At 70.0% G+C, this 23,249-nt stretch carries 24 protein-coding genes; 8 read left to right on the top strand and 16 right to left on the bottom strand.

All coding sequences use genetic code 11. The features are described from left to right. Window positions 1-930: a LysR family transcriptional regulator gene (locus ASF41_RS10330; protein WP_056492937.1), complete on the bottom strand. Its 930-nt coding sequence runs from the start codon at window positions 928-930 to the stop codon at window positions 1-3. A gap of 124 nt (window positions 931-1,054) precedes the next feature. On the opposite strand from ASF41_RS10330, the gene ASF41_RS10335 reads away from it, so the two are divergent. Together ASF41_RS10335 and ASF41_RS10340 are read left to right on the top strand one after the other, a co-directional pair. Continuing rightward, window positions 1,055-1,984 carry a ring-cleaving dioxygenase gene (locus ASF41_RS10335; RefSeq protein WP_056492939.1) on the top strand — a complete coding sequence of 310 codons (930 nt, stop codon included), beginning with the start codon at window positions 1,055-1,057 and terminating at the stop codon, window positions 1,982-1,984. Between the two features lie 73 nt (window positions 1,985-2,057). Beyond that, on the top strand, window positions 2,058-2,696 hold the full coding sequence (locus ASF41_RS10340; protein ID WP_056492942.1) for an alpha/beta hydrolase: 639 nt from the start codon (window positions 2,058-2,060) through the stop codon (window positions 2,694-2,696). A gap of 2 nt (window positions 2,697-2,698) precedes the next feature. On the opposite strand, the gene ASF41_RS10345 is transcribed toward ASF41_RS10340, so the two are convergent. The 5 genes from ASF41_RS10345 to cyoA are packed head-to-tail and all read right to left on the bottom strand — an operon-like array spanning window position 2,699 to window position 7,767. Then, a complete protein-coding gene (locus ASF41_RS10345; RefSeq protein ID WP_056492945.1) occupies window positions 2,699-3,454 on the bottom strand; it encodes an SURF1 family protein in 756 nt (251 codons plus the stop codon). Beyond that, window positions 3,454-3,837: a cytochrome o ubiquinol oxidase subunit IV gene (gene cyoD / locus ASF41_RS10350; RefSeq protein WP_056222804.1), complete on the bottom strand. Its 384-nt coding sequence runs from the start codon at window positions 3,835-3,837 to the stop codon at window positions 3,454-3,456. Before cyoD ends, ASF41_RS10345 begins: the two co-directional genes overlap by 1 nt. Beyond that, on the bottom strand, window positions 3,834-4,478 hold the full coding sequence (gene cyoC / locus ASF41_RS10355; RefSeq protein ID WP_156389669.1) for a cytochrome o ubiquinol oxidase subunit III: 645 nt from the start codon (window positions 4,476-4,478) through the stop codon (window positions 3,834-3,836). The genes cyoD and cyoC overlap by 4 nt, the downstream gene beginning before the upstream one ends. A 28-nt stretch (window positions 4,479-4,506) precedes the next feature. Further along, the gene (gene cyoB, locus ASF41_RS10360) at window positions 4,507-6,510 is read right to left on the bottom strand and encodes a cytochrome o ubiquinol oxidase subunit I (RefSeq protein ID WP_056222817.1); all 2,004 of its coding nucleotides are present in this window, start codon (window positions 6,508-6,510) and stop codon (window positions 4,507-4,509) included. A gap of 60 nt (window positions 6,511-6,570) precedes the next feature. Beyond that, window positions 6,571-7,767: a ubiquinol oxidase subunit II gene (gene cyoA / locus ASF41_RS10365; RefSeq protein WP_056274819.1), complete on the bottom strand. Its 1,197-nt coding sequence runs from the start codon at window positions 7,765-7,767 to the stop codon at window positions 6,571-6,573. A 346-nt stretch (window positions 7,768-8,113) separates the two neighbouring features. On the opposite strand from cyoA, the gene ASF41_RS10370 reads away from it, so the two are divergent. From ASF41_RS10370 to ASF41_RS10395, 5 genes are all read left to right on the top strand, one after another. Continuing rightward, window positions 8,114-9,448 (top strand): MFS transporter, encoded by a 1,335-nt coding sequence (locus tag ASF41_RS10370; RefSeq protein WP_056274821.1) that lies wholly within the window; start codon window positions 8,114-8,116, stop codon window positions 9,446-9,448. A gap of 203 nt (window positions 9,449-9,651) precedes the next feature. Continuing rightward, a complete protein-coding gene (locus ASF41_RS10375; RefSeq protein WP_056492948.1) occupies window positions 9,652-9,963 on the top strand; it encodes a hypothetical protein in 312 nt (103 codons plus the stop codon). A gap of 924 nt (window positions 9,964-10,887) precedes the next feature. Further along, window positions 10,888-11,703, top strand: coding sequence for a universal stress protein (locus ASF41_RS10385; protein ID WP_056492954.1), 816 nt, complete (start codon window positions 10,888-10,890; stop codon window positions 11,701-11,703). Beyond that, window positions 11,703-12,035 (top strand): cytochrome c, encoded by a 333-nt coding sequence (locus ASF41_RS10390; RefSeq protein WP_056492957.1) that lies wholly within the window; start codon window positions 11,703-11,705, stop codon window positions 12,033-12,035. The genes ASF41_RS10385 and ASF41_RS10390 overlap by 1 nt, the downstream gene beginning before the upstream one ends. Window positions 12,036-12,194: 159 nt before the next feature. Continuing rightward, the gene (locus ASF41_RS10395; protein ID WP_056274828.1) at window positions 12,195-13,013 is read left to right on the top strand and encodes a universal stress protein; all 819 of its coding nucleotides are present in this window, start codon (window positions 12,195-12,197) and stop codon (window positions 13,011-13,013) included. A gap of 94 nt (window positions 13,014-13,107) precedes the next feature. Here the strand turns inward: ASF41_RS10395 and ASF41_RS10400 are convergent, their stop codons facing one another. Together ASF41_RS10400 and ASF41_RS10405 are read right to left on the bottom strand one after the other, a co-directional pair. Next, complete coding sequence (locus ASF41_RS10400; RefSeq protein WP_056492960.1) at window positions 13,108-13,851, bottom strand: Crp/Fnr family transcriptional regulator; 744 nt, start codon at window positions 13,849-13,851, stop codon at window positions 13,108-13,110. A 100-nt stretch (window positions 13,852-13,951) separates the two neighbouring features. Further along, window positions 13,952-15,070, bottom strand: a complete 1,119-nt coding sequence (locus tag ASF41_RS10405) for an HD-GYP domain-containing protein (RefSeq protein ID WP_056492962.1) — start codon at window positions 15,068-15,070, stop codon at window positions 13,952-13,954. Window positions 15,071-15,279: 209 nt separating this feature from the next. On the opposite strand from ASF41_RS10405, the gene ASF41_RS10410 reads away from it, so the two are divergent. After that, complete coding sequence (locus tag ASF41_RS10410; protein WP_156653260.1) at window positions 15,280-16,365, top strand: PAS domain-containing protein; 1,086 nt, start codon at window positions 15,280-15,282, stop codon at window positions 16,363-16,365. Window positions 16,366-16,387: 22 nt separating this feature from the next. On the opposite strand, the gene ASF41_RS10415 is transcribed toward ASF41_RS10410, so the two are convergent. From ASF41_RS10415 to ASF41_RS10450, 8 genes are all read right to left on the bottom strand, one after another. Next, on the bottom strand, window positions 16,388-17,980 hold the full coding sequence (locus ASF41_RS10415; protein ID WP_056492965.1) for a bifunctional diguanylate cyclase/phosphodiesterase: 1,593 nt from the start codon (window positions 17,978-17,980) through the stop codon (window positions 16,388-16,390). A gap of 57 nt (window positions 17,981-18,037) precedes the next feature. Beyond that, the gene (locus tag ASF41_RS10420) at window positions 18,038-18,442 is read right to left on the bottom strand and encodes a hypothetical protein (RefSeq protein WP_056492968.1); all 405 of its coding nucleotides are present in this window, start codon (window positions 18,440-18,442) and stop codon (window positions 18,038-18,040) included. 419 nt (window positions 18,443-18,861) lie between these two features. Continuing rightward, window positions 18,862-19,524 carry a hypothetical protein gene (locus ASF41_RS10425; protein ID WP_056492971.1) on the bottom strand — a complete coding sequence of 221 codons (663 nt, stop codon included), beginning with the start codon at window positions 19,522-19,524 and terminating at the stop codon, window positions 18,862-18,864. A 74-nt stretch (window positions 19,525-19,598) separates the two neighbouring features. Further along, window positions 19,599-20,006 (bottom strand): response regulator transcription factor, encoded by a 408-nt coding sequence (locus ASF41_RS10430; protein ID WP_056222854.1) that lies wholly within the window; start codon window positions 20,004-20,006, stop codon window positions 19,599-19,601. A 188-nt stretch (window positions 20,007-20,194) separates the two neighbouring features. After that, a complete protein-coding gene (locus ASF41_RS10435) occupies window positions 20,195-21,445 on the bottom strand; it encodes a glutamate carboxypeptidase (RefSeq protein ID WP_056492974.1) in 1,251 nt (416 codons plus the stop codon). Between the two features lie 154 nt (window positions 21,446-21,599). Beyond that, on the bottom strand, window positions 21,600-21,866 hold the full coding sequence (locus ASF41_RS10440; protein ID WP_055951813.1) for a DUF2312 domain-containing protein: 267 nt from the start codon (window positions 21,864-21,866) through the stop codon (window positions 21,600-21,602). A 103-nt stretch (window positions 21,867-21,969) separates the two neighbouring features. Beyond that, window positions 21,970-22,278 carry a DUF1244 domain-containing protein gene (locus tag ASF41_RS10445; RefSeq protein ID WP_056351209.1) on the bottom strand — a complete coding sequence of 103 codons (309 nt, stop codon included), beginning with the start codon at window positions 22,276-22,278 and terminating at the stop codon, window positions 21,970-21,972. A 48-nt stretch (window positions 22,279-22,326) separates the two neighbouring features. Then, window positions 22,327-23,073 carry an N-formylglutamate amidohydrolase gene (locus ASF41_RS10450; protein ID WP_056492977.1) on the bottom strand — a complete coding sequence of 249 codons (747 nt, stop codon included), beginning with the start codon at window positions 23,071-23,073 and terminating at the stop codon, window positions 22,327-22,329. Window positions 23,074-23,249 lie beyond the last annotated feature (176 nt).

The following is a 23,249-nucleotide window of genomic DNA, read 5'->3' on the forward strand; positions in this document are numbered from 1 at the left end:
TCACGCCGGGACGGTGCCGGTCCCGGCCGCCCAGGGCGCGGCCGAGAGGGCGTGGGCCAGATAGGCGATCAGGGCGCTGACCCGGGCCGGGCGCGGATCGCCCGGCGGGGTGACGAGGTGGAGGTCGATCCGCGGCGGCGTCCATCCCGGCAGGGCCCGGACCAGGCGCCCGTCGCGCAGGTCCTCCCACACCATGAAGTCCGGCTGGACTGCGAGGCCCAGGCCGGCACGCAGGGCGGGCGCGAGGGCATCGGCATTGTTCGCCCGCAGGGGGCCATCCGGCACCACCGTGGCCTCCGCGCCGCCGGCCCCCAGGAAGCGCCAGCGATCCGGGCTCGGCAGGTAGGCGTAGCCGAGGCAGGCATGGCCCGCGAGATCGTGCGGATGGGCCGGCCATCCGTGCCGGGCGAGGTATGCCGGCGTGGCGACGAGCGAGCGGTGAATCGCGCAGAGCCGCCGGGCCCGGAGCGAGGAATCCGTCAGGGCGGCGATGCGCAGGCCGCAGTCGAAGCCGCCGCCGACGAGGTCGATCAGATCGTCGCCCAGATGCAGGTCGATGCTCAGGCCCGGATGTGCCGCAAGGAAATCCGGCAGGAGCGGCGCCACGTGCAGCACCCCGAACGACATCGGCGCGGCGAGCCGGACCTTCCCGCGCGGCTGCGCCGCCGCGTCCTGCGCCCGGGCCTCGGCCGCCTCGCCCTCGGCGAGGATGCGCGCGGCGGCCTCCCGGGCCGAGGCGCCGGCCTCCGTGAGAGCGAGCTTGCGCGAGGTGCGGTGGAACAGGCGCGCCCCGATCCGCACTTCCAGACGGGTCACCGCCTTGGAAACCGTACCCGTGGTGATGCCCAGCTCAGCGGCCGTACGGCCGAAGGATCCGGTCTCGACCACCTTGGCGAAGATGGCCCAGGCTTCGAAATCGGGAAGCTTCATCGATGGTCTTTCAGAAACGATGCGTTTCCATCGTTTCCATTTTCGAACGCGGTGGCAAGGCGCATCTTCCGGTCATCGCAGCACGGCCGGTCCCGGCGCGGTGCGGCCCCCAGGAGATCGTCCCATGTCGCAGAATGGCATCCACCACGTCACCGCGTTTTCCGGCGACGCGACCCGCAACGTCGACTTCTACACCCGGGTGCTCGGCCTGCGGCTGGTGAAGAAGACCGTCAACTTCGACGATCCGGGCACCTACCACCTCTATTACGGCGATGAGACCGGCCGCCCCGGCACGATCCTGACCTTTTTCCCGATCGCGCACGCGGCCCCCGGCCGGGTCGGGATCGGCGAGACCCAGGAGACCGCCTTCCGGGTCCCGCGCGCCTCGATCGGCTGGTGGACCCACCGCTTCATCGAGAAGGGCGTCACCCACGAGGCCCTGGCCCCGGTGCTGGGCGAGCCGACCCTGCGCTTCCGCGATCCCGACGGCCTGATGCTGGCCCTGGTCGGCACCGAGGCGGCGGAGACCGACGCGCCCTGGACGGGTGCCGAGATCCCGGCGGAGCACGCCATCCGCGGGTTCCACGGCGTCACCCTGCTTCTCAAGGAGGCGGAGGGCACGGCGGCGATCCTGACCGAGGTGTTCGGCTTCCACGAGGCCGGACGCGAGGGGGCGGCGACCCGCTACGCCAGCGGCGCCCCGGAGGGCGGCTTCGTCACCCTGCGGGCGGTGGGCGAGTTCCTCCGCGGCCGCCAGGGCGCGGGCTCCGTGCACCACATCGCCTTCCGGGCGGCGGACGACGCGGAGCAGGCTCGGATGGTGGAGACGCTGACCCGCACCTACGGGCTCGGGGTCACCGAGCAGCGCGACCGGCAGTACTTCCGCTCGGTCTACTTCCGCGAGCCGGGTGGGGTGCTGTTCGAGATCGCCACCGACGTCCCGGGCTTCGCCGTCGACGAGCCGGTGGAGACCCTGGGCCGCGACCTCAAGCTGCCGGCCTTCCTCGAACCCCACCGGGCCCAGATCGAGGGGCACCTGCCCGAAGTGGCCTGAACGAAACCGGCCGAAGACAAGCGCTCGCTCCGTCCGGAGCGGGCGCGCTCCAACCGATCGTCGCGAGGTTGCCATGACCGAACCATCCTGGGGCGGAGCCCAGCGCTTCACCCATCGCTTCGTGCGCGCCACCGAGGCCGGGCTGCCGCCGCTCCTCCTCCTGCACGGGACGGGCGGCGACGAGACCGACCTCCTGCCCCTCGGGCGGACCCTGCTGCCCGGCACCGCCCTGCTCTCCCCCCGCGGCGCGGTGCTGGAGAACGGCATGCCGCGCTTCTTCCGCCGACTCGCGGAGGGCGTGTTCGACGAGGACGATCTCCGCCGGCGCGCCGCCGACCTCGCGGGCTTCGTCGCCGCGGCGCGGACGGCCTACGGCCTCGCCGCGCCGGTGGCAGTCGGGTTCTCGAATGGGGCGAACATCGCCGCGGCCCTGCTGCTCCTGCACCCGGAGGTGCTCGCCGGCGCGGTGCTCCTGCGCCCGATGGTACCCCTGCGGGAGACGCCGCCGGCCGATCTCGCCGGCCGCCCGGTGCTGATGCTCTCGGGCGCCGCCGACCCGATCGTGCCCGCGGCCAATGTGGGGTCGCTCGCCGAACGCCTGCGGGCTGCCGGCGCCACCGTCACGCACGAGACCTTGCCCGTCGGGCACGGCCTTTCGCAGGCCGACGTCGTGCGGGCGGGCGCCTGGCTGCAGCGCCTCGCCGCGGCCTGACCTCAGGCCGATGCCCGCCCCGCGCCGCGGCGGGCATCGAGGAGGGTGTAGCCGACCGCGCCCAGGACCATCAGGGCGAGGACGTACCAGGTGATCGCGTAGACGAGGTGGTTGTCCGGAAACCGCACGATCGTCAGCCCGCCTACCGGCCAGCCGCCGGGATTCGGGGTGGCGTCGGCATCGATGAAGTACGGGGCGGCGTCGGCGAGCCCCCGCGCCGCCGCGATGGCGGCGACGTCGCGCGAGTACCAGCGCCCGGCCTCGGGGGCATTGCTGCGGAGGAAGGCCCCGCCCGGTTCACTCAGGCGCAGGAGCCCGGTGACGGTGGTCTCGCCGGCGATCTGTCCGGCCGCCCGCGCGGCCGGGTCTCGGCGGTCCGCGGGGACGAAGCCGCGATTGACCAGGATCGCGGTACCGTCGCTGCGCTCCAAGGGCGTCAGCACCCAGAAACCGGCGCCGAGATCGGTGACGGCCTGAACGAGAGTCTCGCGGTCGTTGCGAAAGTGCCCGCTCGTCCGCACCCGGCGATAGGCGTCGGCATCCGCCGTCAGCCCGTCCCAGGTTCCGGGGCCCGGCGCCGCGACCGGATCGGCATGGACCCGGGCCTCGACCCGGGCGATCAGATCGTGCTTCCAGATCCGGCGCTGGACCTGCCAGGTCCCCAGAGCCGCGAGGGCCGCCACGAGGATCAGCCCCGTGACGGCGAGGGCCGCGAGCGCGAAGATGGAGCGCCGCGCCCCCGGTCGTGGGCTGGCCATCAGCCCATGTGCATGTGCTGCGGCATCATGTTCGTGTTGAGGTGGTACATCACCCACAGGGAGCCCGCGAGCGTGATGATCACCAGCGTCAGGGTGAAGATCAGAGCCAGGATGGTCCAGCCGCCCTCGGACTTCGTGTTCATGTGGAGGAAGTAGATCATGTGCACCACGATCTGCGCCACCGCGAAGCCCATGATGACGATGCCGGTGATGCGGTCGTTGCCGAGTACGTTGCCCATCACCAGGATGAACGGGATCGCCGTCAGGATGACCGACAGCACGAAGCCGGTCATGTAGTCCTTGAAGGTCCCGTGGCTGCCGCCGTCGGCATGCCCGTGTCCGTGCCCGTGATCGTCGTGTCCTGCCTTCGACGCGGCGCTCATTGCAGGACTCCCATCAGGTACACGAAGGTGAAGACGCCGATCCAGATCACGTCGAGGAAGTGCCAGAACATGCTGAGGCAGAGCAGCCGACGCTTGTTCTCGGGCACCAGCCCGCGCTTGTGCACCTGCGCCATCAGCGTCACCAGCCAGACGATGCCGAGGCTGACGTGCAGGCCGTGGGTGCCGACCAGGGTGAAGAAGGCCGACAGGAAGGCGCTGCGCTGGGGCGTCGCGCCCTCGTGGATCAGGTGGTGGAACTCGTAGAGCTCCAGCCCCACGAAGGCGAGGCCGAACAGGCCGGTGATCGCCAGCCAGATCTGCACGCGGCTGAGGTCGCCCTTCTCCATCTCCAGCATGGCGAAGCCGTAGGTGATGGAGGAGAACAGCAGCATCGAGGTGTTCAACGCCACCAGCGGCAGGTCGAACAGATCCTTCGGCGAGGGCCCCGCGGCGTAGTTCCGGCCCACCACCGCATAGGTGGCGAACAGCGCCGCGAAGATGAGGCAGTCGCTCATCAGGTAGAGCCAGAAGCCGAGCATCGTGCTCCCTTCCGGATGATGCTCGCCCTTGGCGTCGTAGAAGGCCGTCGGATCGACCTGGGGAATCGTCACCGACGGGCTTCGGCCGGGCTCGAAGTTCATGGCAGCGGAAGACTGGGTTGCCATGATCTCAGACACGCTCCGCCAGCAGGGACGTCCGCTGGCCTTCCGTCCGGACGACCTCGTCGGCCGGGATGTAGAAGTCGCGGTTGTAGTTGAAGGTGTGGCCGATCGCGACGACCGCGATCGCGGCGAAGCTGAAGGCCGCAAGCCACCAGATGTACCAGATCATCGCGAAGGAGAAGACGATGCTCAGCACGCCGAGGATGATGCCGGCCGCGGTGTTCTTCGGCATGTGGATGGCCTTGAACCCCTGAAGCGGCCGGGCATAACCGCGCTTCTTCATGTCCCACCACGCGTCGTGATCGTGGATCACGGGCGTGAAGGCGAAGTTGTAGTCCGGCGGCGGCGAGGAGGTCGCCCATTCCAGGGTCCGGCCGCCCCACGGGTCGCCGGTCGTGTCGCGCAGTTGCTCGCGGCGCAGGACGCTGACGACCAGGGTGATCGCGAAGGAGGCGATGCCGCAGAGGATCAGCACGGCGCCGAAGGCCGCGATGATGAACCAGATCTGCAGGGACGGGTCGTCGAAGTGCTGGACGCGGCGGGTTACGCCCATCAGGCCGAGGACATACAGCGGCATGAAGGCGACCCAGAACCCGGTCAGCCAGAACCAGAACGACACCTTGCCCCAGAAGTCGTCGAGCTTGAAGCCGAAGGCCTTCGGGAACCAGTAGGTGATGCCGGCCAGCATGCCGAACAGCACGCCGCCGATGATGACGTTGTGGAAGTGGGCGATCAGGAACAGCGAGTTGTGCAGCACGAAGTCGGCCGGGGGCACCGCGAGCAGGACGCCGGTCATGCCGCCGATGACGAAGGTCACCATGAAGCCGACCGTCCAGAGCATCGGCACCTCGAACCGGATGCGGCCCTTGTACATGGTGAAGAGCCAGTTGAAGATCTTCGCACCCGTCGGGATCGAGATGATCATCGTCGTGATGCCGAAGAACGAGTTCACGCTGGCGCCCGAGCCCATCGTGAAGAAGTGGTGCAGCCACACGAGGTAGGACAGGATCGTGATGACGACGGTGGCGTAGACCATCGAGGCGTAGCCGAAGAGGCGCTTGCTCGAGAAGGTCGAGACGATTTCCGAGAACACGCCGAAGGCCGGCAGGATGAGGATGTACACCTCCGGGTGACCCCAGATCCAAACCAGATTCACGTACATCATCGGGTTGCCGCCGAGGTCGTTCGAGAAGAAGTGCGTGCCGACGTAGCGGTCGAGCGACAGCAGCGCGAGAACGGCCGTGAGGATGGGGAAGGCGGCGACGATGAGGATGTTGGTGCAGAGCGCGGTCCAGGTGAAGACCGGCATCTTCATCATGGTCATGCCGGGGGCACGCATCTTCACGATGGTGGCGATGAGGTTGATGCCCGACAGCAGGGTCCCGATGCCGGCGATCTGGAGCGCCCAGATGTAGTAGTCGACGCCGACCCCCGGGCTCATGGCGGGCCCAGAGAGTGGCGGATAGGCCAGCCAGCCGGTGCGGGCGAACTCGCCGACGAACAGCGAGGCCATCACGGTCACGGCGCCGCTCACCGTCATCCAGAAGCTGAAGTTGTTGAGGAACGGGAAGGCCACGTCGCGGGCGCCGATCTGCAGCGGCACGACGAAGTTCATCAGGCCCGTGACCAGCGGCATCGCCACGAAGAAGATCATGATCACGCCATGGGCGGTGAAGATCTGGTCGTAGTGGTGCGGCGGCAGGTAGCCCTCGTTCGGCCCGAAGGCCATCGCCTGCTGGGCGCGCATCATCAGCGCGTCGGCGAAGCCGCGCAGGAGCATGACCAGCGCGAGCACGATGTACATGATGCCGATCTTCTTGTGATCGACGGAGGTGAACCAGTCGCGCCAGAGGGGTCCCCAGAGGCGGAAATAGGTAAGCGCACCGAGCACCGCGACGCCGCCGAGGCCGACCATCGCGAAGGTGATGAGGAGGATCGGCTCATGAAGCGGCACGGCGTCGAGCGTCAACCGCCCGAACAGGAGCTTCTGGAGATCCGGATTGGAGAACATGGGACCTACTCGTGAGAGGAGTGTGCCGAATGGGGGTGCGGGCGACCGAAGCGTCCGCGACTATCGATTCAGTTGACCGGGCGCGACGGAGTCCGAGCCCTTGGAATCCTTGCCGTCACCGGCCGGCCCGCCATGGTGACCGCCGTGGTCGTGCCCGGAATGCTCCGGTGCCGAGTCCGGCTTCACCTCCGGTGCGATGCTCTTGGGCTTCATGCCCTCGGGCTGCTCCCGGCTGTGGGATTCGCGGCCGGAGCCGCCGACCGTGGCGCCCGGTGCCTCGATGCCCTGCTCGGCGTAGCGGTTGTCGTATTCCAGCCGCTCGCGGTTGGCGTGGCTCTCCTTGCCCGCCCCGCCCATGGCGTCGATGTGCATCATCTCGTTCATGCACATCTTGCCCGGCACGGCGCACATGTTGAGCACCGCGCCGTAGAGGCCGTTCTCCACGGTGGAGAAGTAGCGCACCGGCTCGCGCTCGCTCGGCTTCTCCAGGGCGAGGTAGCCCTGGCGGTCGAGGGGCTTGCCCTCGGCCTTCACCTTGGCGACCCACTGGTCGAACCCGGCCTGGTCGAGGCCGTGGAACTTGAAGTTCATCCGCGAGAAGCCGGAGCCGCTGTAATTGGCCGAGAGGCCCTCGTAGGTGCCGGCCTTGTTGATCACTGCGTGGAGCTTCGTCTCCATGCCGGCCATGGCGTAGATCTGCCCGGCGAGCGCGGGGATGAAGAACGAGTTCATGACGGTGGCGGAGGTGATCTTGAAGGAGATCGGCACATCGACCGGAGCCGCCAGTTCATTGACGGTGGCGATGCCCTGATCTGGGTAGAAGAACAACCATTTCCAGTCGAGTGCGACGACCTCGACCGTCAGCGGCTTGACCCCCGCCGGCAGCGGCCGGTCTGCGTCGAGGCGGCTCAGGGGACGGTAGGGATCGAGGGTGTGGGTGCTGATCCAGGTCAGGGCCCCGAGGGCGATGACGATGACCAGCGGCGCCGACCAGATCAGCACTTCGAGCTGCGTCGAGTGGTGCCAGTCGGGATCGTATTCGGCCTTGGTGTTCGAGACCCGGTAGCGCCACGCGAACAGCAGCGTGAAGGCGATAACCGGGATGATGATGAGCAGCATCAGGCCGGTGGAGGCCAGGATCAGGTCGCGCTGGCGCGTTGCGATGTCGCCGGAGGGCTGCATCAGGACCATGTTGCAGCCGGACAGGAGTCCGAACAGCGGGAGGAGCGCGAGCGTACGAAGGGTTTTGACCGGCATGGACTCGTCTGGCACCATCTCGGATGAGCGACGTCCAACGGCCCCGATTGGCCGAAGGCGTTATCGTCGGGTCTCAATTCGCTGCATTGCATCAATCTGACAAGTCGCATGCGGCGCGTCTGATCAGCGCTGCGGGCATAGCCGATGCAGGACAAAGCACGCTATGGACCCTGCCACGATTTCACGGATCGCGCCAAAACACCGCGCTCTTTGTCCCGGGGCGCGTCACGCTGCGCTTTGACGCAGACAAATGGCAGGGCGTACACGTGTCCCATATCCCAGGGCCTCACGCGCCGCCCCGCGCCTGATTCGGCCTCGAACGCATGAAGCGAGCACGGTTTCCTTGATGAGCGCAGACTCCGCATTGCCCTCCTCCTCATCGCTGGAGCGCGACGCGCACGAGGCGTCGAGCGATCACAAAGTGGCGCCGGGCGAGATCGCCATCGGCGTCGTAATCGGGCGCGCCGCAGAGTATTTCGACTTCTTCGTCTACGGCATCGCCTCGGTTCTGATCTTCCCCGGCGTGTTCTTTCCCTTCGCCGATCCGCTGACCGGCACGCTCTACGCCTTCGCGCTGTTCGCCCTGGCCTTCATCGCCCGCCCGATCGGCTCGGTGATCTTCATGGAGATCGACCGGCGTCACGGGCGCGCGGCGAAGCTGACGATCGCGCTGTTCCTGCTCGGCGGTTCGACGATGGCGATCGGCTTCCTGCCGAACTACCACCAGCTCGGCGCCCTCTCGATCTGGATCCTGGCCGCCCTGCGCTTCGGCCAGGGCCTCGCTCTGGGCGGCGCCTGGGACGGACTTGCCTCCCTGCTGGCGCTGAACGCCCCTGAGAAGCAGCGCGGCTGGTACGCGATGATCCCGCAGCTCGGCGCGCCGGTCGGCTTCATGCTGGCGAGCGCCCTGTTCGCGTTCTTCCTCGGCAACGTCTCCAACGCCGACTTCCTCGACTGGGGCTGGCGCTACCCGTTCTTCGTGGCCTTCGCGATCAACGTCGTGGCGCTCTTCGCCCGCCTGCGGCTCGTGGCCACCGAGGAATTCTCGCGGATGCTGCAGATGCAGGAGCTGGAGCCGACCCCGGTGCTGGAGCTCCTGCGCACGCACGGCCGGTTCGTGCTCATCGGCGCCGTCGTGCCGCTGGCGAGCTTCGCCCTGTTCCATCTCGTGACGGTGTTCCCGATCAGCTGGATCCACCTCTTCACCGGCCGCTCGGCGGGCGAGTTTCTGCTGGTGCAGTGCTCGGGCGCCTTCCTGGCCGCCGGCACCATCGTGCTCTCCGGCGTCCTGGCCGACCGCATCGGCCGGCGGACCCTGGTGGGCGTGGCGGCCGGCCTGATCGGTCTGTTCGCCCTGGCCAGCATCGCCGCGCCCATCATCTTCGGTGACAGCGAGCTCGGCCAGACCATCTACGTGCTGATCGGATTTGGCCTGCTCGGCCTCTCCTACGGCCAGACCTCGGGCTCGGTGACCGCCAATCTCGGCACCCGCTTCCGCTACACCGGCGCCGCCCTCACCTCGGACCTCGCCTGGCTGATCGGCGCAGGCTTCGCGCCCCTGGTGGCGCTCAGCGTCTCCAGCCGCTTCGGCCTGTCCTGGGTCGGCGTCTACCTGCTTTCCGGCGCGGTCGCGACGCTCTGCGCCCTCGCCTTCAACCGCCGCGAGACCGCCCGCCTCTGAAGGCCGCGCCGCCCGCCGAGGATCGAGCCCCGGACGGCCGCTGCGCCGCCGGGGCTTTTTTCGTGTCCGAGCGACCGACCCGCCCCCGCAGGGCCGTTTCAGCTGGAAAACCGGCCGCTTCGCGCGCGCGGTCTCTGCGGTAGGATGCGGGGGCGAGGCCGTCGGATGCACGACGCCCGAGGGGGACGGAGGCACACCGCATCGTGGCGCAGCTCATCTACACCCGCCTCGAGGACCACCCGCGCGAGACATACGTCATCACGAGCGGGGCGCTGATCGTCGGGCGGGTGGATTGCATCCGCGACGATCCCCCGCCCGCCGCGCAATGGACCTGGGGCCTGCACCTCGACATCGGGGCGTCTCCGTTCCGGCGAGGCGCGACCGTGTCCTCGCGGGACGCGGCCGTGGCGGCCCTGGAGCAGGCCTGGACCGAGTGGAAGCTCTGGGCCGGCCTGTGCGATGCGGATGGGCCCGCCCCATCGGCCGGAACGCCGGCACCCCGCATCCTGCGCTGAGGCGGCGGCGGCGCGGCCGTCCTTCGTGGAGGGCCTGGGAGGTCCTGTCGCGTCGGCCCGCCCCGGGCTGACGCCCGCCACGCCTTCGCTTCCGTGCCGCGGCCCGTCCCGTCGCCGCGACCCCGAAGCGGAGGGGCCGGAAACCCCGTGGCGTCACATTGATCCACCGCAAGGTGCGCGCCGGCCCCGCGGTCATCATCGCGACCGCAAACGGGAACAGGAGGCTCCGGTGACGATCGTCTTGCGATCCGCTTCCGTCCGGTCGGTCCAAGCGACGGGCGTGCCGCACATCCTCGGAGCGCGACCGTCGGCGGCTCCGATCGTCGCGGACCTCTTTCGCCACCGGAGCATCGGCCGCCTCCAGGCGCTCGGTCTCGCGCTCCTTTCCGTGGTCGTGACCCCCACGCCGCTCCGGCTCGTGCTGGCCCGTCCGACGTGAAGGCGAAGGGGGCCGCGGCCCCGATGCGGACGGCGCGGGGCGGCACCGACGATCGAGAGGATACGGGAGACGCCGCATGGCTGCCGACGACGAGCGAGTCTGGGGATCGCGGGGCCGGTCCGGACGCCCCCTGCCGCGCTGGTTGCGGGCGCGGCTGTCCCGGCGGCGGCGGACGACCGTCGACGGCCAAGGGCACGCCGGGCCGCGGGGCCAGGGGCCGGCCGAGCCGGCAGCGCCGCAGCCGGACGCAGGGACGGACCGTCCGATGGACGTCGCAGCCCTGCTCCGGGTCGTTCGGTCGGTGGCCGCCGACGGGTTCGGTCCCGGTCCGGTCCCCTTGGCGAGACGCCTGCGCGATTAGGGGTCGCGAAAAGGCCGGCACCACCACGCCACACCCCATCCCTTGCGATGGATCAAGGACCGGGCGGAGGGCGCGCCCCACCATTTCCCGTCCGGTCCGGACGGCCGGACCACGGGAGGCAGAGATGAAGATTTCGAACGTCATGGTGTCGCTAGACCTCGGCGCGGCCGCCGCGGATCGGGTCCAGCTCTCCGCGAGCCTGGCCGAGCGCTTCGACGCGACCCTGACCGGCGTCGCCGCGCGGCAGGTGCCCGCCCTCATCGCCGTCAGCGACGTCCGCGAATCCGAACGCATCTACGAGATCGAGGACCGGCGTGCGCGGGAGCAGCTCGCGGAAGCCCGGGCGGTGTTCCTGCGCGAGGCTGGCCGCGGAATCCGCACGGCCTGGCGGGCGGCGCTCGCCGAACCCACGGCCTATCTCACGACCCAGGCGCGCGCCGCCGACATGGTCGTGGTGGGTCGTCACGGGCCCGTCGACGGCGATCCCGGTCTCATGGGCATCGCCGCGGGCGCCCTCCTGATGGCGGTCGGCCGCCCGGTGCTCGTGGCGCCGCCGGGCGTCGAGCGCCTGACGGCGAAACGGATCGTGGTGGCCTGGAAGGACACGCGGGAATCCCGCCGGGCGGTGCAGGACGCCCTGCCGTTCCTCAGCCAGGCCGAGGCCGTCCACCTCGTGGTGGCGGGGCCCGGTGCCCACGAGGAGGGTGCGGAGGACGTGGCCGCCTACCTGTCCGGGCATGGAGCCGCGGTGACCACCCATCTCCTCCCGAGCCCCGGCGCCGAGGCCGCGGAGGCGGTCCTGCAGTTCGCGCGGCGCGCCGACGCCGACCTCATCGTGATGGGCGCCTACGGGCATACGCGGTTGCGCGAGTGGATCTTCGGCGGGGCCACCCGCGACGTCCTGCAGGCGACCACCCTCTGCTGCCTGATGAGCCACTGATGCGCCCGACAGCCCCCTCCGCCGCCGGGCACCTCCTGCTGGCCTCCCTCGCCCTCGGCGGCCCCGCGCTGGCCTGGGACCGGGCGGTACAGCGGGGCGCCACGATCGCACGCACCGACTGCGCCCGCTGCCATGCGGTCGAACGAACCGGAGCGAGCCCGCTGCGCATCGCACCGCCCTTCCGCGAACTCCACGCCCGCTACCCTGTCGAGAATCTCGGCGAGGCCCTGGCTGAGGGAATCCGCACGGGTCACCCGAGCATGCCGGAATTCCGCTTCGATCCGGACGAGGCCGCGGCCCTGATCGCCTACCTGAAGTCCCTGGAGCGCTGACGCCGAGAAGGTCTCGCGTGCGAGCGATCGGTCCCGTCCGTGGCTCGTCCGGCGACAGCCCGGGCCGGGACCGGCATGCGGTTGAGACAGATCAAGGCCGGGCCTCGCCGCGGGCCGCACCCTGACGGCCTCTCGCGGTCGAGCCCAGGAGCGGATCCCATGTCCTATGCAAGCCTCATGGTCGCGGTGGATGACGGGCGTCACGCCGCGGCGCGGGTCCGCCTGGCGGCGGAACTCGCCCACCGCTTCGGCGCCCGCCTGATCGGCGCGGCCGGCTGCCTGCCGGAATATCCGCAGGGGTTCGGGGAGAGCATCGTGCCGGCGGGCATGGCCATCGAGGAGATCCGCCAGGCCGCCCTCGATCGGCTCGCGGGCGCGGAGCGGGTCTTCCGGCAGGCATCCTGCCTGAACGACCGGGTCGCCTGGCGCTCCGACCTCGCCGCCCCGGTGCCCTTCCTGGAGCAGCAATCCCGCGCCGCCGACCTCGTCGTGGTCGGGCGCGACGGGGAGGAGGCGGGCGTGTCGCCCGGCATGGCGGTCCCGGTCGGCGACGTGCTGATGGGCCTCGGTCGCCCGGTCCTCGCCGTCCCGCCGGGTCTCGAGCACCTCGCCGCGCGCCGGATCGTGGTCGGCTGGAAGAACACGCTCCAGACCCGCCGGGCCCTGTCGGACGCCCTGCCCCTCCTGCGTCGTGCGGACGCCGTCCAGGTGGTGCGGGTGGCCGAGACCCGCGACCGTTCCGAGATCGAGGACGTTGCCGCCTACCTTGCCCTGCACGACGTGCCGGCAACCGCGGAGGCGATGGCGCCCGCGGGTTGGTCCGTGGCCGAAACCCTGGAGGGCGCCGCCGGAGCCTTCGGGGCGGATCTCATCGTGACCGGAGCCTACGGCTACAGCCGCCTGCGCGAGTGGTTCTTCGGCGGGGTCACCCGCGATCTGCTGGCGCGGGCCACCGTCTGCTGCCTGCTCTCCCACTGACCCCGGGACGGGCCGCCACCCGCCCCGACCGAGCCCGGGCGGGACCCGTCTCGCCCTCCGTGGGGATGCCGGACGCGGAACCGACCCGCCGGCCTCAGGTCCCGAGGTGGAGCGCGCCCCCGGTGCGGGCGACCGGCCCGTTCAGGCCGAGATAGCCGCCATCGAAGGTGGCAAACGCGCGCAGTTGCGCGAGATCGGGGATTTCCACCCGGCCGCGCGACAGGCACGCGAGTCCCGCCTCGCGCAGGATCCGCAAGGTGCGGTTCAGGTGGACGGTGGACAGCCCGACCGCATCCGCGAGGGCGGCCTGTCCGATCTCCAGGCGGAACGCGCCGCCCTCCGCCAGCCCCGCGGCCTGCAGGCAGGCGTGGAGCTCGCAGAACAGGTGGGCGGTTCGCTGCGGCGCCGGCATGGTGCCCGTGACGAGCCATTCCCGGGCCCGCGCGAGCTCATTCAGCGTCATCCACCAGAGGACGCGGTTGATGTTCGGCCGTTCCCGGGCCAGGGCCGTCAGGGCTTCGATCGGGATCTCCCCGACCGCGCATCGGCTCAAGGCCCCGATGTTCCAATCCGAGGTCTTCGGCGGCGCCTCGGGGAGCCGGCACAGATCCCCCGGCAGGACGAACGATGCGATCCGCCGCGAGCGGCCGTCCATGACCCGATACCGGCACATCACGCCCTGGAGCAGGACGAGCACCGTGCTGCGCCCCGGCTCGGCCGAGAGGTCCTGGCGGGCGGACACGACGCGATGATGCGCGACGATCGACGCGATGGCCGCGCGATCCGCCACATCGGTGTGGCCGCTGTGCTCGAGCTTCGTCAGAAAGGGACCGTTCACGCCGCAGCCTTCGAGGGTTCGGGGTTTCGGGGCGATCGGTCGCCCCGCTCTCATGCATCCCCGGCGCCGTGGGAAAAGCGGCCGACGATGGTCACGCCGATCACGCCGCATCGGAGCACCGGACCGGCACGGGATGCCCCGGACCCGATGCCGTTGCCAGGGCCCCGAAGGCTCTGACGAGGTCCCTGTCGACTTTGCCGGCCATGCCGGCGAGGATGCCGTAGGCCTCGCCGGGGTCGAGGGGCGCCTTGTAGGGGCGTCGTTCGATCAGGGCGCCGTAGATGTCGCAGATGGTCACCAGCCGGACGAGATCCGGGATGTCCGGCCCTTCGAGCCCGTCGGGATAGCCCGATCCGTCGAGGGCCTCGTGGTGCGAGCGGACCACGGCGAGCATGATCTCGGGGAAACCGCCCTGCTCCAGCAGCATCGCGTGTCCCAGGGCGGGGTGGGTCCGCATCACGGCCTGCTCGGCAGGATCCAGGCGCCCCGGCTTGTTCAGGATCGCGTGCGGGATCTGCGCCTTGCCGAGGTCGTGCAGGAGGGCGGCTTCCGTCAGTGGCCGGCAATCGGCCATTTTCAGGCCGAGATGGCGCCCGAACCCGGCTGCCAGACCAGCCACGAGCAGGCAATGCTGGTGGGTCGCGTCGTCGAAGCGCCAGACGACGTCGAGCCAGCCCCGGATGTCGGCCTGGTCGAGGGCGCCGAGCACGAGGGTTGCGCCCTCCGCGAGAAGCGCCGGGTTCGGCGCCTGGCCCGCCCGGCCGAGATCGAACAGGCGCGTCAGGGATTTCGCGGCCCCCGCCGCGGCCGTCGCGACCGCCGGCGCGGGGGCAGGCTCGGCGACCGGCTTGGGAGACGGGACGATCTCGGCCAGGAGGGCCGCGATCCATTCGAAGGGATCGCGGGCCGAGATGACCCGGCTCGCGCCGAGGGCATGGGCTTGGGCATGGGCGCGCGGCGATTCCTCGTGCAGGATGCAGAGGTAGGGGCGATCGCCGGCGCCGAACCGCGTCAGGTACCGGCGGACCGAGCCCACCTCGACGGAATTCGCGAGGGGCACGTCGCTGATCACGGCCGCCACGGACGCGGGATCGATCGCCGTCGGTGCCAAGTCCGGATCGAGTACATCGACGACGATGATCTGCCAACGACCGAAGCTGAGGTCGTTCAGTCTCTGACTTCGCGCCGGCGAGTTGGTGAGCAGGACAACGGATCTCACGAATTCCTCGTCGTTCCCGAATTCGATCTGGTCGAACCTTAGACGGCTGCTCTCAAAGAGTCGTGAAAGGCAGCCCGGAATCGCCGGGGTATCGAAGGGATGCGGTCCCGGTCGCGTGACCGGTATTGGACTTCTGGCGAATGGTTTCCCGGCACCATGCTCGATATCCTCGCATTTGAGAGTTCGTTCGGAGCCGCGTGGAAAGACCGATGCCGACCCGATCCCTGATGCGCAGCAACGCTGCCGCCGGACACGGCGGCTTTCGGGGCATGTCTTCGCGCCACTTCCTGAAGATGATCGAGGATGCGGGCGAGGTCGGCTTCTGGTCGGCGGACCTGCGCAGGGACAGGCTCGACGCCTCGATCGGCCTCTATCGCATTCTCGGACTCGATCCCTCGACCGAGTTCACCTTCGGCTTCGCCCTCGACATGATCCACCCGGAGGACCGGGCGGTGCACGGCGACCAGATCGCGGTCCTGCGCAGCGGGCAGCCGATCAGCCGCGAATTCCGCATCATCCGGCCGGACCGGACGCAGCGCTGGATCCACCACCGCGCCGAGGTGCTCCTCGGGCCGCAGGGCGAGCCCCATCAGGGACTGGGCGTGGTCTTCGACGTCACGGCGCGCCACGACACCCGCAAGGCGGTCGAGCAGCGCTTCGACCGCTACAACGCCCTCATCACCGCGACGGCGGCGGTGGTGTGGATCGTCAGCCCCGACGGGGAAGCGCTGGAAATGCCCCTCTGGCAGACCCTGACCGGGCAGAGCCACGGGGCCATGCAGGGTCAGGGCTGGCTCGACGCCATTCACCCGGAGGACCGCGAGCGCACGGCCGCCGCGTGGCGCACCGCCGTCTCGCACGTGGCGCCCTACAACACCGACTTCCGCGTGCTCTGCGCGGACGGCGTCTTCCGCTGGTTCAACTCGCGGGGCGTTCCCGTCCTGAACCGGGACGGCTCGATCCGCGAATGGGTCGGCGTCTGCCTCACGGTGCCGGGGCAGAACCGCTTCGGCGCCCCGCGGATGCCGGACAAGCCGGCCGAGACCGGCCCGGGCGCGGGTCCTATGATCACCCCGGCCCAGATCCGCGGGGCAAGGGGCATGGTCGGCATGTCGAAGGACGAATTGGCCCGCCGCTCGGAGGTCTCCGTCTCGACGATCATGCGGCTGGAGGATGCGGCCTCCGGCGTCCGGCCGCGATCGGAGACGCTTCAGGCCGTCCGGCGCGTCCTGGAGCAGGCCGGGGTCGCGTTCACCTTCGAGCCGGGCGCGAAGCCCGGTCTCCGGGAGGCCTGAGGCCGGCCTCGCCCCCGGAACGTCAGGCGGCTTGCGTCGACCGCGGGGGGGCGCAATCCGCCGGATCGCAGGCGGGATGGGCGATCACGCGGTCGATCTCGTCCTTCGGCATCGGCTTGCCGAACAGGTAGCCCTGTCCGAAAGCGCAGCCCTGGTCCGAGAGCCAGCTGGAACTGTCCTCCGTCTCGATCCCCTCCGCCGTGGTGACGAGGCCGAGGCTGGCGCCGAGCTTGATGATGGCGTCGACGAGCTTGGCGCGCTCGGCGCTCATCGTGACGCTGTCGACGTAGCTGCGGTCGATCTTCAGCTTGTCGAACTTCAGTTCCCGCAGGTGATACAGGCTCGAATACCCGGTCCCGAAATCGTCGAGAGCGACACGGACACCGAGATTCTGCAGCGAGGTCAGGGTTCTGCGGGTTCCGTCCAGATCCTGGATCAGGGCCGATTCCGTGATCTCGACCTCCAGCCGGTGCGGCGGAAACCCGGTCTCGGTCAGGATCGCCAGGATGCGCTCGGCCATCCAGGCGTCGAGGAATTGCTGCGGGGCGATGTTCACCGCCAGGGTCAGCTCGGCCGGCCATTCCCGGGCGTCGAGGCAGGCGCGGCGGATCAGGCTGTAGCAGAGATCCGCGATCGAACCGGTTTCCTCGGCCACCGAAATGAACTCCGATGGCGCGAGCAGGCCCCGGATCGGGTGCCGCCAGCGCGCCAGCACCTCCACGCCGATCAGCTTGCGGCCGGGCAAGGATACGACGGGCTGGTAGAAGGGCTCGATCTCGCCGTTCTCGATGGCGGCCCGCAATTCCGTCTCGAGCTGCGCGCGGGCCCGCAACTCCTCGTCCATGGCGCTCTTGAAGACCCGGACGACGCCGCGGCCGTCCTTCTTGCCCTGGTACATGGCGAGGTCGGCGGCGTGCAGCACGGCATCGGCATCGGCGAGTTCGCCCGTCACGAAGGCGATGCCCACCGTGGCGCCGACCTTCAGCTCGTTGCCGTTCCACAGGACCGGCGCCGAGAGGCTGGCGATCACCCGTTCGGCCAGGCGGAGCAGGCCCTCGCTGCCGCCCTCCAGCCGAAGCAGCATGGAAAATTCGTCGCCGCCCATGCGGGCGGCCATGCCGTGACGCGGCAGGACGGCACGCAGCCGGTCGGCGACGGAGCACAGGACGGCGTTGCCGGCCGCGTGTCCGTAGAGGTCGTTCACCGGCTTGAAGCGATCGAGGTCGATCAGGAGCACGGCCGAGGGTGGTCCCGGCTGGGGCTTCGTCTGCCAGCATCCGAGGGTTTCGAGGAAGAGCCTGCGATTGGCGAGCCCCGTGAGGGCGTCATGGCGGGCGACCTGTTCGGCCTGGGAGGCCGCGGCGTCGCGCTCGGCCATCGTCCGTCGCAGGATGATCGATTTCCGCACGAAGGCCCCCATGAGGGCGGCGCCCATGAAGGTCGCCAGCATCAGGAACTCGAGCAGGTTGTGCGCGAGGACGAAGGTGGTCAGCGTGTCGAACAGGCCGAGGGACACGCAGATCATCCAGAAACTCGTCCCGATGGAGAGAAGGCAAAGGCTCTCGTAGACCTCGCCCTGCCCCCAGGAATGGCGCACCGACGTTTTCGTCATCATCTCTCTCGCGAAGCAGGATCCGGGTGTCGAAGCGCCCCGCGCAGGAGGCCGCGCATTTCAGGCAGGGAGAGACGGGCTGACCCGGCACCGGCCGGAACGCGCGACCGCGCCGTGGTCGTCGTTGTGACCGACCGGAGCGCGTGGGGTCTCGGAGAGGGCGCGGTTGCGCAGGAACAGCCCGTCGATCGTGGCGATCAGATCCTTCAGGCAGGCGATCAGGTTCGCCACGGCGTTGCGTGTCCGGAGGGCATCGGGATCCGGTTCGGGCCCGTCGCGAAAGACTTCGCCGGTCGTCCGCTCCAGCGCCCCGAGCAGGTGGGCGAGGGAAGCGGAGAGCGCCGCGATCTGGGCGCGCCGCGATCCGAGATCCACGCCGGCCGCGAAGTCGTGCTCCAGCTGCGCCTTCAGACGAGAGAGCCCGTCCGACGTCGTGGTTGGCGGAAATGCGAGGATCTGGGCCATGTCGAATTCGCTATGCGCGGTGAATGATCGGGGAGATGGCACGGCGAGACCGGGCCTTCGCGGTGCCGGGGCGGTTTCGAATGTCGCTCCGGGTCGGGTTCCGTCTCATCGCCGAAGCGTATCGCCGGGGATCACGAAAGCCGCATGCCGCGCAGACCGGGTTTTTGCGGTAAGATCTCCGATACCGGAAAGACTGAGATCGCGGGACCTTGGCTCTGATAACTGGATCTCAGCTCCGAAAATCATCGTCTCGATGTGATCCAAGATTTCGTTGACTTTCGATGATTATCTTTTTGCGCCTCCTAAGGGAGTCTGAACGCGATTATCCAAACTCGGCTTCCCGACCGAGGCGTTTCCGAAGAAAAACAGAGCATTCCAGGACCGGCGCCCGCGCGGCGGCCGAGATGCCGGGAATTCGTTCATGAGGCGCTCGGGCTGTCGGAGGCGCTGCCCTTTCGGTCAGGGGGCGCGTTCCGCGAAGCAGACCCGGGTCCGGCCGGTGCGCCTGGCGGCGTACAAGGACCGGAATCACCGTGATGACCGGTCCGCTCCGCGGGGGCTCGAGACCCGACGACGCCGGGGCCCGGTACAGACCGGCCCGACCGTCCGGGGAAGCGACCGGAGTCGGGGCCTGAAAACGGCCCCGACCCATCCATCCGGTACGGGTCCGAAAGGTCCGGTGCGTCCTCGGAGAGGCCCCGGGTTCGAACGCTCCCCGCTTCCAGCAGGGCCGCCACATGGACTTGGACCCCGCGCGACAGGCCGCCGAGGTCGTATCCCCCCTCCAGCACGGAGACGAGGCGGCCGCCGCAGACCCGCTCGGCGAGGGCGAGGAGGTGATCCGTCGCCCAGCCGAAATTCTGCCGGCGCCCGTCCGAAAGGAGCTTGTCGGTTCGCACGACCCCGGAGACGACCTTGTGGAAGGTCGTCGCCCGGTCGCCTTCGGCGAAGATCTCCGCGTCGGCGGCGACGGTGCGGCGCATGCCGTGCACCGCATCGCGCGTCGCTGCCGGAACGATGGAATCGGTTTCCTGCGGAACGAAGACGGGCGTGAGGCCGATGGCGGCGAGAGCGGTCTGCATGGACACCTCCGGACAACGGGTCGTGATTCCCTGACTGGGCTCACGGGAGGGACGGCAAAATTCCGGGTCTTCGCTCAAGGGGCTTTACGGACCCGTTCCCCGCCTCGGGACGATGCCGCGAGGGCCTCGTGGATCCCGTCCAGGAGGGAGCCGTCCTCGAACGGCTTGTCGACCACACGGCGGAAGCCGGCGGCCTTGGCCCGGCGCTGCAGGTCGTCCGTCGGGCAGCCGGTGATCAGGATCGCCGGAAGATCGACGGCGCGGTCCCGCAGGCGTCCAACGAGTTGGACGCCGTCCATGCCGGGCATGCAGTAATCGACCAGCAGGCACCCGGCGGACGGCAGGGCGGCGTCGCCGAGGAGGTCGGCGCCATCCGCGTAGAGGCGGACGGCGTAGCCTTCGAGCTCCAGGATGAACTGGAGGGAGTGGCGGACGGCCGCATCGTCATCGACGACGAGCACCGGTCCCGTGTGCTTCGGCATGGTCGCGCCCGTTCTTGTTTCACGGGCATCTGACGGCGCCTGTCGGCGGCGCGCCTTGATCTGCCGCAAGGGGCGGCCCGGGCCTCGCCCGAGCGCGCCCGGACCGTCAGGCACCTCCCGGCCATCCGCTCGGCGCCCTCACCGGGGGAGCCGTCACGGCATGCGGCGGATCGGGGGACGCGGCCGGCTCAGGGGGCCGGATCGCGCGACACCTCCATCACCAGGCGGGTCGCCAGGTAGAGGCGCGGCGTGATGCTGGCGAGCACGGCGAACTCGTCCGCGCTGTGATAGTGGCCGCCGACGATGCCCAGGGATTCGAGGAGGGCGGGCCTTGCCGGACTGTCGGGCTGAAAGGCGTAGCCCGCATCGGTGCCCCCACCGATCTCGGCGAGGGCGAGCGCGGAGCCGAGTTCGCCGTAGATCGCCCGCGCCCGTTCGCCCAGCGCCTGCGTCGCGGGGTTCTGGGGCAGCGGCGGGCGGCCCTTGGCAAGGTCGAAGCTCACCTGCGTGTCGGGAACGCGGTGCGTCCCGATGATCCGGCGGGCCTGGGTCAGCACCCGCTCGTACTCGCTCGGCGCGAAGTAGCGCATGTCGCCCTCCGCCCGGGCCGCCTCGGGGATGATGTTCGGCTTGGTGCCGCCCTGGACCACGGTCCAGTGCAGGCTGGTGCCCTTGCCCGGATCGCCGAGGTCCTGCAGCTGCAGGATCTGGTGGGCGAGCTCGACCACCGCGTTGCGGCCGGCCTCCGGCGCGCCGCCCGCGTGGGAGGCGCGGCCCTTCACCGTCAGGCTGGCGTAGTTGATTCCCTTGGTTGCCACCGTGACCGCATCGACGCCGGCCTCGGCGAAGGAGGGCTCGAAGGACAGGACCACGTCCTGGTCGCGGGCGATTTCGGCGATCGCGTCGCGCGACCCGCGCGAGCCGCGCTCCTCGTCGGGGTTCAGCACCACCGTGAGGGTGCCGTAGCCGTCGAAGTGCAGCGCCTCCAGGGCGGCCAGGACGTGCAGGATCATGGCGACGCCGCCTTTCGCGTCGGCCACCCCGGGTCCATAGGCCCGGCCGTCCCGCTCGGTGTAGGGGCGCTTGGCCGCGTCCCCGGTGCCGAAGACGGTGTCGTAGTGGACCAGCATCATGATCCTGCGCGTGCCCTTGCCCGCGCGCGTGCCGATCAGGGTGTTGCCGCCGAAGGCGGGGGCGGCCCGGGTGCCGACCGTGAGCCCCGAGGCCTTCAGGCGCGCCGTCAGGATCGCCTCGACGGTGGACAGGCCGGGAACGTCGCCGGTGCCGGTATCGACGTCCACCAGACCCTTCAGGGTCTCGCGATAGGGGCCGTCCTGCGCCTTCGCCGCGGCGAGCACGGCCTCGTTCGGTGCGGCCAGGGCCGGGACGGGCGCCGAGGCGAGGAAGAGCGCGAGGGCGAGACCGGCATTCGTGCGCATGGCGATCCTTGGCGTCGGAGCATCGGAGGGCATGGCCTCCGCAATGCTCCGAAAACGCCCGGGCCGCAATTCGCCGCCCCGGACGGGACCGCCGCCGGGCGAGGCCGGATCGGGACGTCCGCCCCGCGGCCCGCGCCGGAGTCGAAGGCGGGGGTCAGACCATCCCGAGGGCCTGCATGTAGAGCTCGAGGATGGCTTCCTCTTCCTGGCGCTCGGCATGGTCCTTCTTGCGCAGGGAGATGATCCTGCGCAGGGCCTTGGTGTCGAAGCCGGTGCCCTTGGCCTCGGCGTAGACATCCTTGATGTCGGAGGCGAGGCCGGCCTTCTCCTCCTCGAGGCGCTCGATGCGCTCGATGAAGCTCTTCAGCTGGTCGGCGGCGACGGAGGAAGCGTCGACGGCGGGTGCGGCGGATGCGGCCATGGTCGTCTCAAGTCCCTGATCTGCGAAGCGCGGGAGGCTGCGCCGGAACCGCCTCGATAAGCCGTCAAGCTTACCGGGACCTTAGTGCGGCCCCGCTGCGGCCTCAGTGTGGCTCCGCCGCAGCCTTCGCGAAGGCCGCCTGCTGCTCGGGCGTCGCCTCGGACTGGTGCAGGCGCTTCCACTCGGCGAAGGGCATGCCGTAGACGGCCTCGCGGCTCTCGTCCTTGGTCATCGGCAGGTCCTTGGCGTCGGCGGCGTCCTTGAGCCAGTTCGAGAGACAGTTGCGGCAGAACCCGGCCATGGTCATCAGGTCGATGTTCTGCACGTCCGTGCGGGTCTGCAGGTGGGCGACGAGGCGCCGGAACACGGCGGCCTCGAGCTCGGTGCGGGTGGCGTCGTCGATCTCGGTCATGCTGGGTCTCCCAATCTCCACCTGAGGTCGGCGCGCGCAAGCCTCCCGTCAAGCGCGGATCGGCAGCATCGGCCGGAGGAGGCGTGCGAATCGCTCCGCCCACGCGGCCTGTCCCGCCTCCGCGGCGATGAGGTCCTGGCGGATCTCCACCAGCGCGTTCGGCAGGCCGCGCGCCATGGCGTGGCGGTCGATGGTGTCGCCGGGCAGGCCCCCGCCATAGGGCTCGTTGTCGCCCACCGTCAGCCCGGCCGGATCGGCCCGCAGGCCCGCGATCAAGGGTGCGCTCATGCGGTCGTCCCGGTCCCACAGGATGCCGACCTCCCAGGGCCGCGGCACCCCGCGCCAGTAGGGCGTGAAGCTGTGGATGGTGACGATGGCCGGGCGCGTGCCGGTGGCCTCGGCCTCGGCGACCCCGGCGTCGATCGCCGCGTCGAAGGGTTCGTAGAAGCGCCGGATGCGCTCGGCCTTGCCGGCCTCGTCGATGCGGGCATTGCCCGGCACCACCGCCCCGTCGGAGAGGCGCATCACCAGGGTCGGGTCGGCCCGGCCCCGGTTCGGGTCGATGATCAGGCGCGAGAACCGGGTCAGGATCGCCGGCACCCCGAGGGCCGCCGCCAAGGCGCGCGTCACCGCGGCGGCGCCGATGTCGTAGGCGATGTGGCGGGCGAATTCGTGCTCCGGCACCCCGAGCTGACCCAAATCCTCGGGGACGTGGTTGGAGGCGTGGTCGCAGATCAGGAGCAGGCCCCGGGCGGGATCGCCCGGGAGGGTCTCGACGGGATGCGGTGTCTGCATGGGGAGGCACGGTCCGGTTGAGCGCGGGCGGCATCGTTGTACCAGGCGGGACGCAAGGCTCCGGCCGCATCGCGGGGGATGCCCGCGCACGCGCGGCTTGCCGAGGCGGCAAGCGTCGGGCACAGCACGTATCGCGGATCGCGCCGCGACGGCAACAATCCGGCACCATGCCGGGG

The sequence above is a fragment of the Methylobacterium sp. Leaf111 genome (genome assembly GCF_001423285.1).
Classification (GTDB): domain Bacteria; phylum Pseudomonadota; class Alphaproteobacteria; order Rhizobiales; family Beijerinckiaceae; genus Methylobacterium.

Excerpts from the sequence above, each read along its gene's own strand:
- ASF41_RS10330 (WP_056492937.1), bottom strand. The coding sequence starts at position 930 with ATGAAGCTTCCCGATTTCGAAGCCTGGGCCATCTTCGCCAAGGTGGTC.
- ASF41_RS10335 (WP_056492939.1), top strand. The coding sequence starts at position 1,055 with ATGTCGCAGAATGGCATCCACCACGTCACCGCGTTTTCCGGCGACGCG.
- ASF41_RS10340 (WP_056492942.1), top strand. The coding sequence starts at position 2,058 with ATGACCGAACCATCCTGGGGCGGAGCCCAGCGCTTCACCCATCGCTTC.
- ASF41_RS10345 (WP_056492945.1), bottom strand. The coding sequence starts at position 3,454 with ATGGCCAGCCCACGACCGGGGGCGCGGCGCTCCATCTTCGCGCTCGCG.
- cyoD (WP_056222804.1), bottom strand. The coding sequence starts at position 3,837 with ATGAGCGCCGCGTCGAAGGCAGGACACGACGATCACGGGCACGGACAC.
- cyoC (WP_156389669.1), bottom strand. The coding sequence starts at position 4,478 with ATGAACTTCGAGCCCGGCCGAAGCCCGTCGGTGACGATTCCCCAGGTC.
- cyoB (WP_056222817.1), bottom strand. The coding sequence starts at position 6,510 with ATGTTCTCCAATCCGGATCTCCAGAAGCTCCTGTTCGGGCGGTTGACG.
- cyoA (WP_056274819.1), bottom strand. The coding sequence starts at position 7,767 with ATGCCGGTCAAAACCCTTCGTACGCTCGCGCTCCTCCCGCTGTTCGGA.
- ASF41_RS10370 (WP_056274821.1), top strand. The coding sequence starts at position 8,114 with ATGAGCGCAGACTCCGCATTGCCCTCCTCCTCATCGCTGGAGCGCGAC.
- ASF41_RS10385 (WP_056492954.1), top strand. The coding sequence starts at position 10,888 with ATGAAGATTTCGAACGTCATGGTGTCGCTAGACCTCGGCGCGGCCGCC.
- ASF41_RS10390 (WP_056492957.1), top strand. The coding sequence starts at position 11,703 with ATGCGCCCGACAGCCCCCTCCGCCGCCGGGCACCTCCTGCTGGCCTCC.
- ASF41_RS10395 (WP_056274828.1), top strand. The coding sequence starts at position 12,195 with ATGTCCTATGCAAGCCTCATGGTCGCGGTGGATGACGGGCGTCACGCC.
- ASF41_RS10410 (WP_156653260.1), top strand. The coding sequence starts at position 15,280 with ATGCCGACCCGATCCCTGATGCGCAGCAACGCTGCCGCCGGACACGGC.
- ASF41_RS10415 (WP_056492965.1), bottom strand. The coding sequence starts at position 17,980 with ATGATGACGAAAACGTCGGTGCGCCATTCCTGGGGGCAGGGCGAGGTC.
- ASF41_RS10420 (WP_056492968.1), bottom strand. The coding sequence starts at position 18,442 with ATGGCCCAGATCCTCGCATTTCCGCCAACCACGACGTCGGACGGGCTC.
- ASF41_RS10425 (WP_056492971.1), bottom strand. The coding sequence starts at position 19,524 with ATGCAGACCGCTCTCGCCGCCATCGGCCTCACGCCCGTCTTCGTTCCG.
- ASF41_RS10430 (WP_056222854.1), bottom strand. The coding sequence starts at position 20,006 with ATGCCGAAGCACACGGGACCGGTGCTCGTCGTCGATGACGATGCGGCC.
- ASF41_RS10435 (WP_056492974.1), bottom strand. The coding sequence starts at position 21,445 with ATGCGCACGAATGCCGGTCTCGCCCTCGCGCTCTTCCTCGCCTCGGCG.
- ASF41_RS10440 (WP_055951813.1), bottom strand. The coding sequence starts at position 21,866 with ATGGCCGCATCCGCCGCACCCGCCGTCGACGCTTCCTCCGTCGCCGCC.
- ASF41_RS10445 (WP_056351209.1), bottom strand. The coding sequence starts at position 22,278 with ATGACCGAGATCGACGACGCCACCCGCACCGAGCTCGAGGCCGCCGTG.
- ASF41_RS10450 (WP_056492977.1), bottom strand. The coding sequence starts at position 23,073 with ATGCAGACACCGCATCCCGTCGAGACCCTCCCGGGCGATCCCGCCCGG.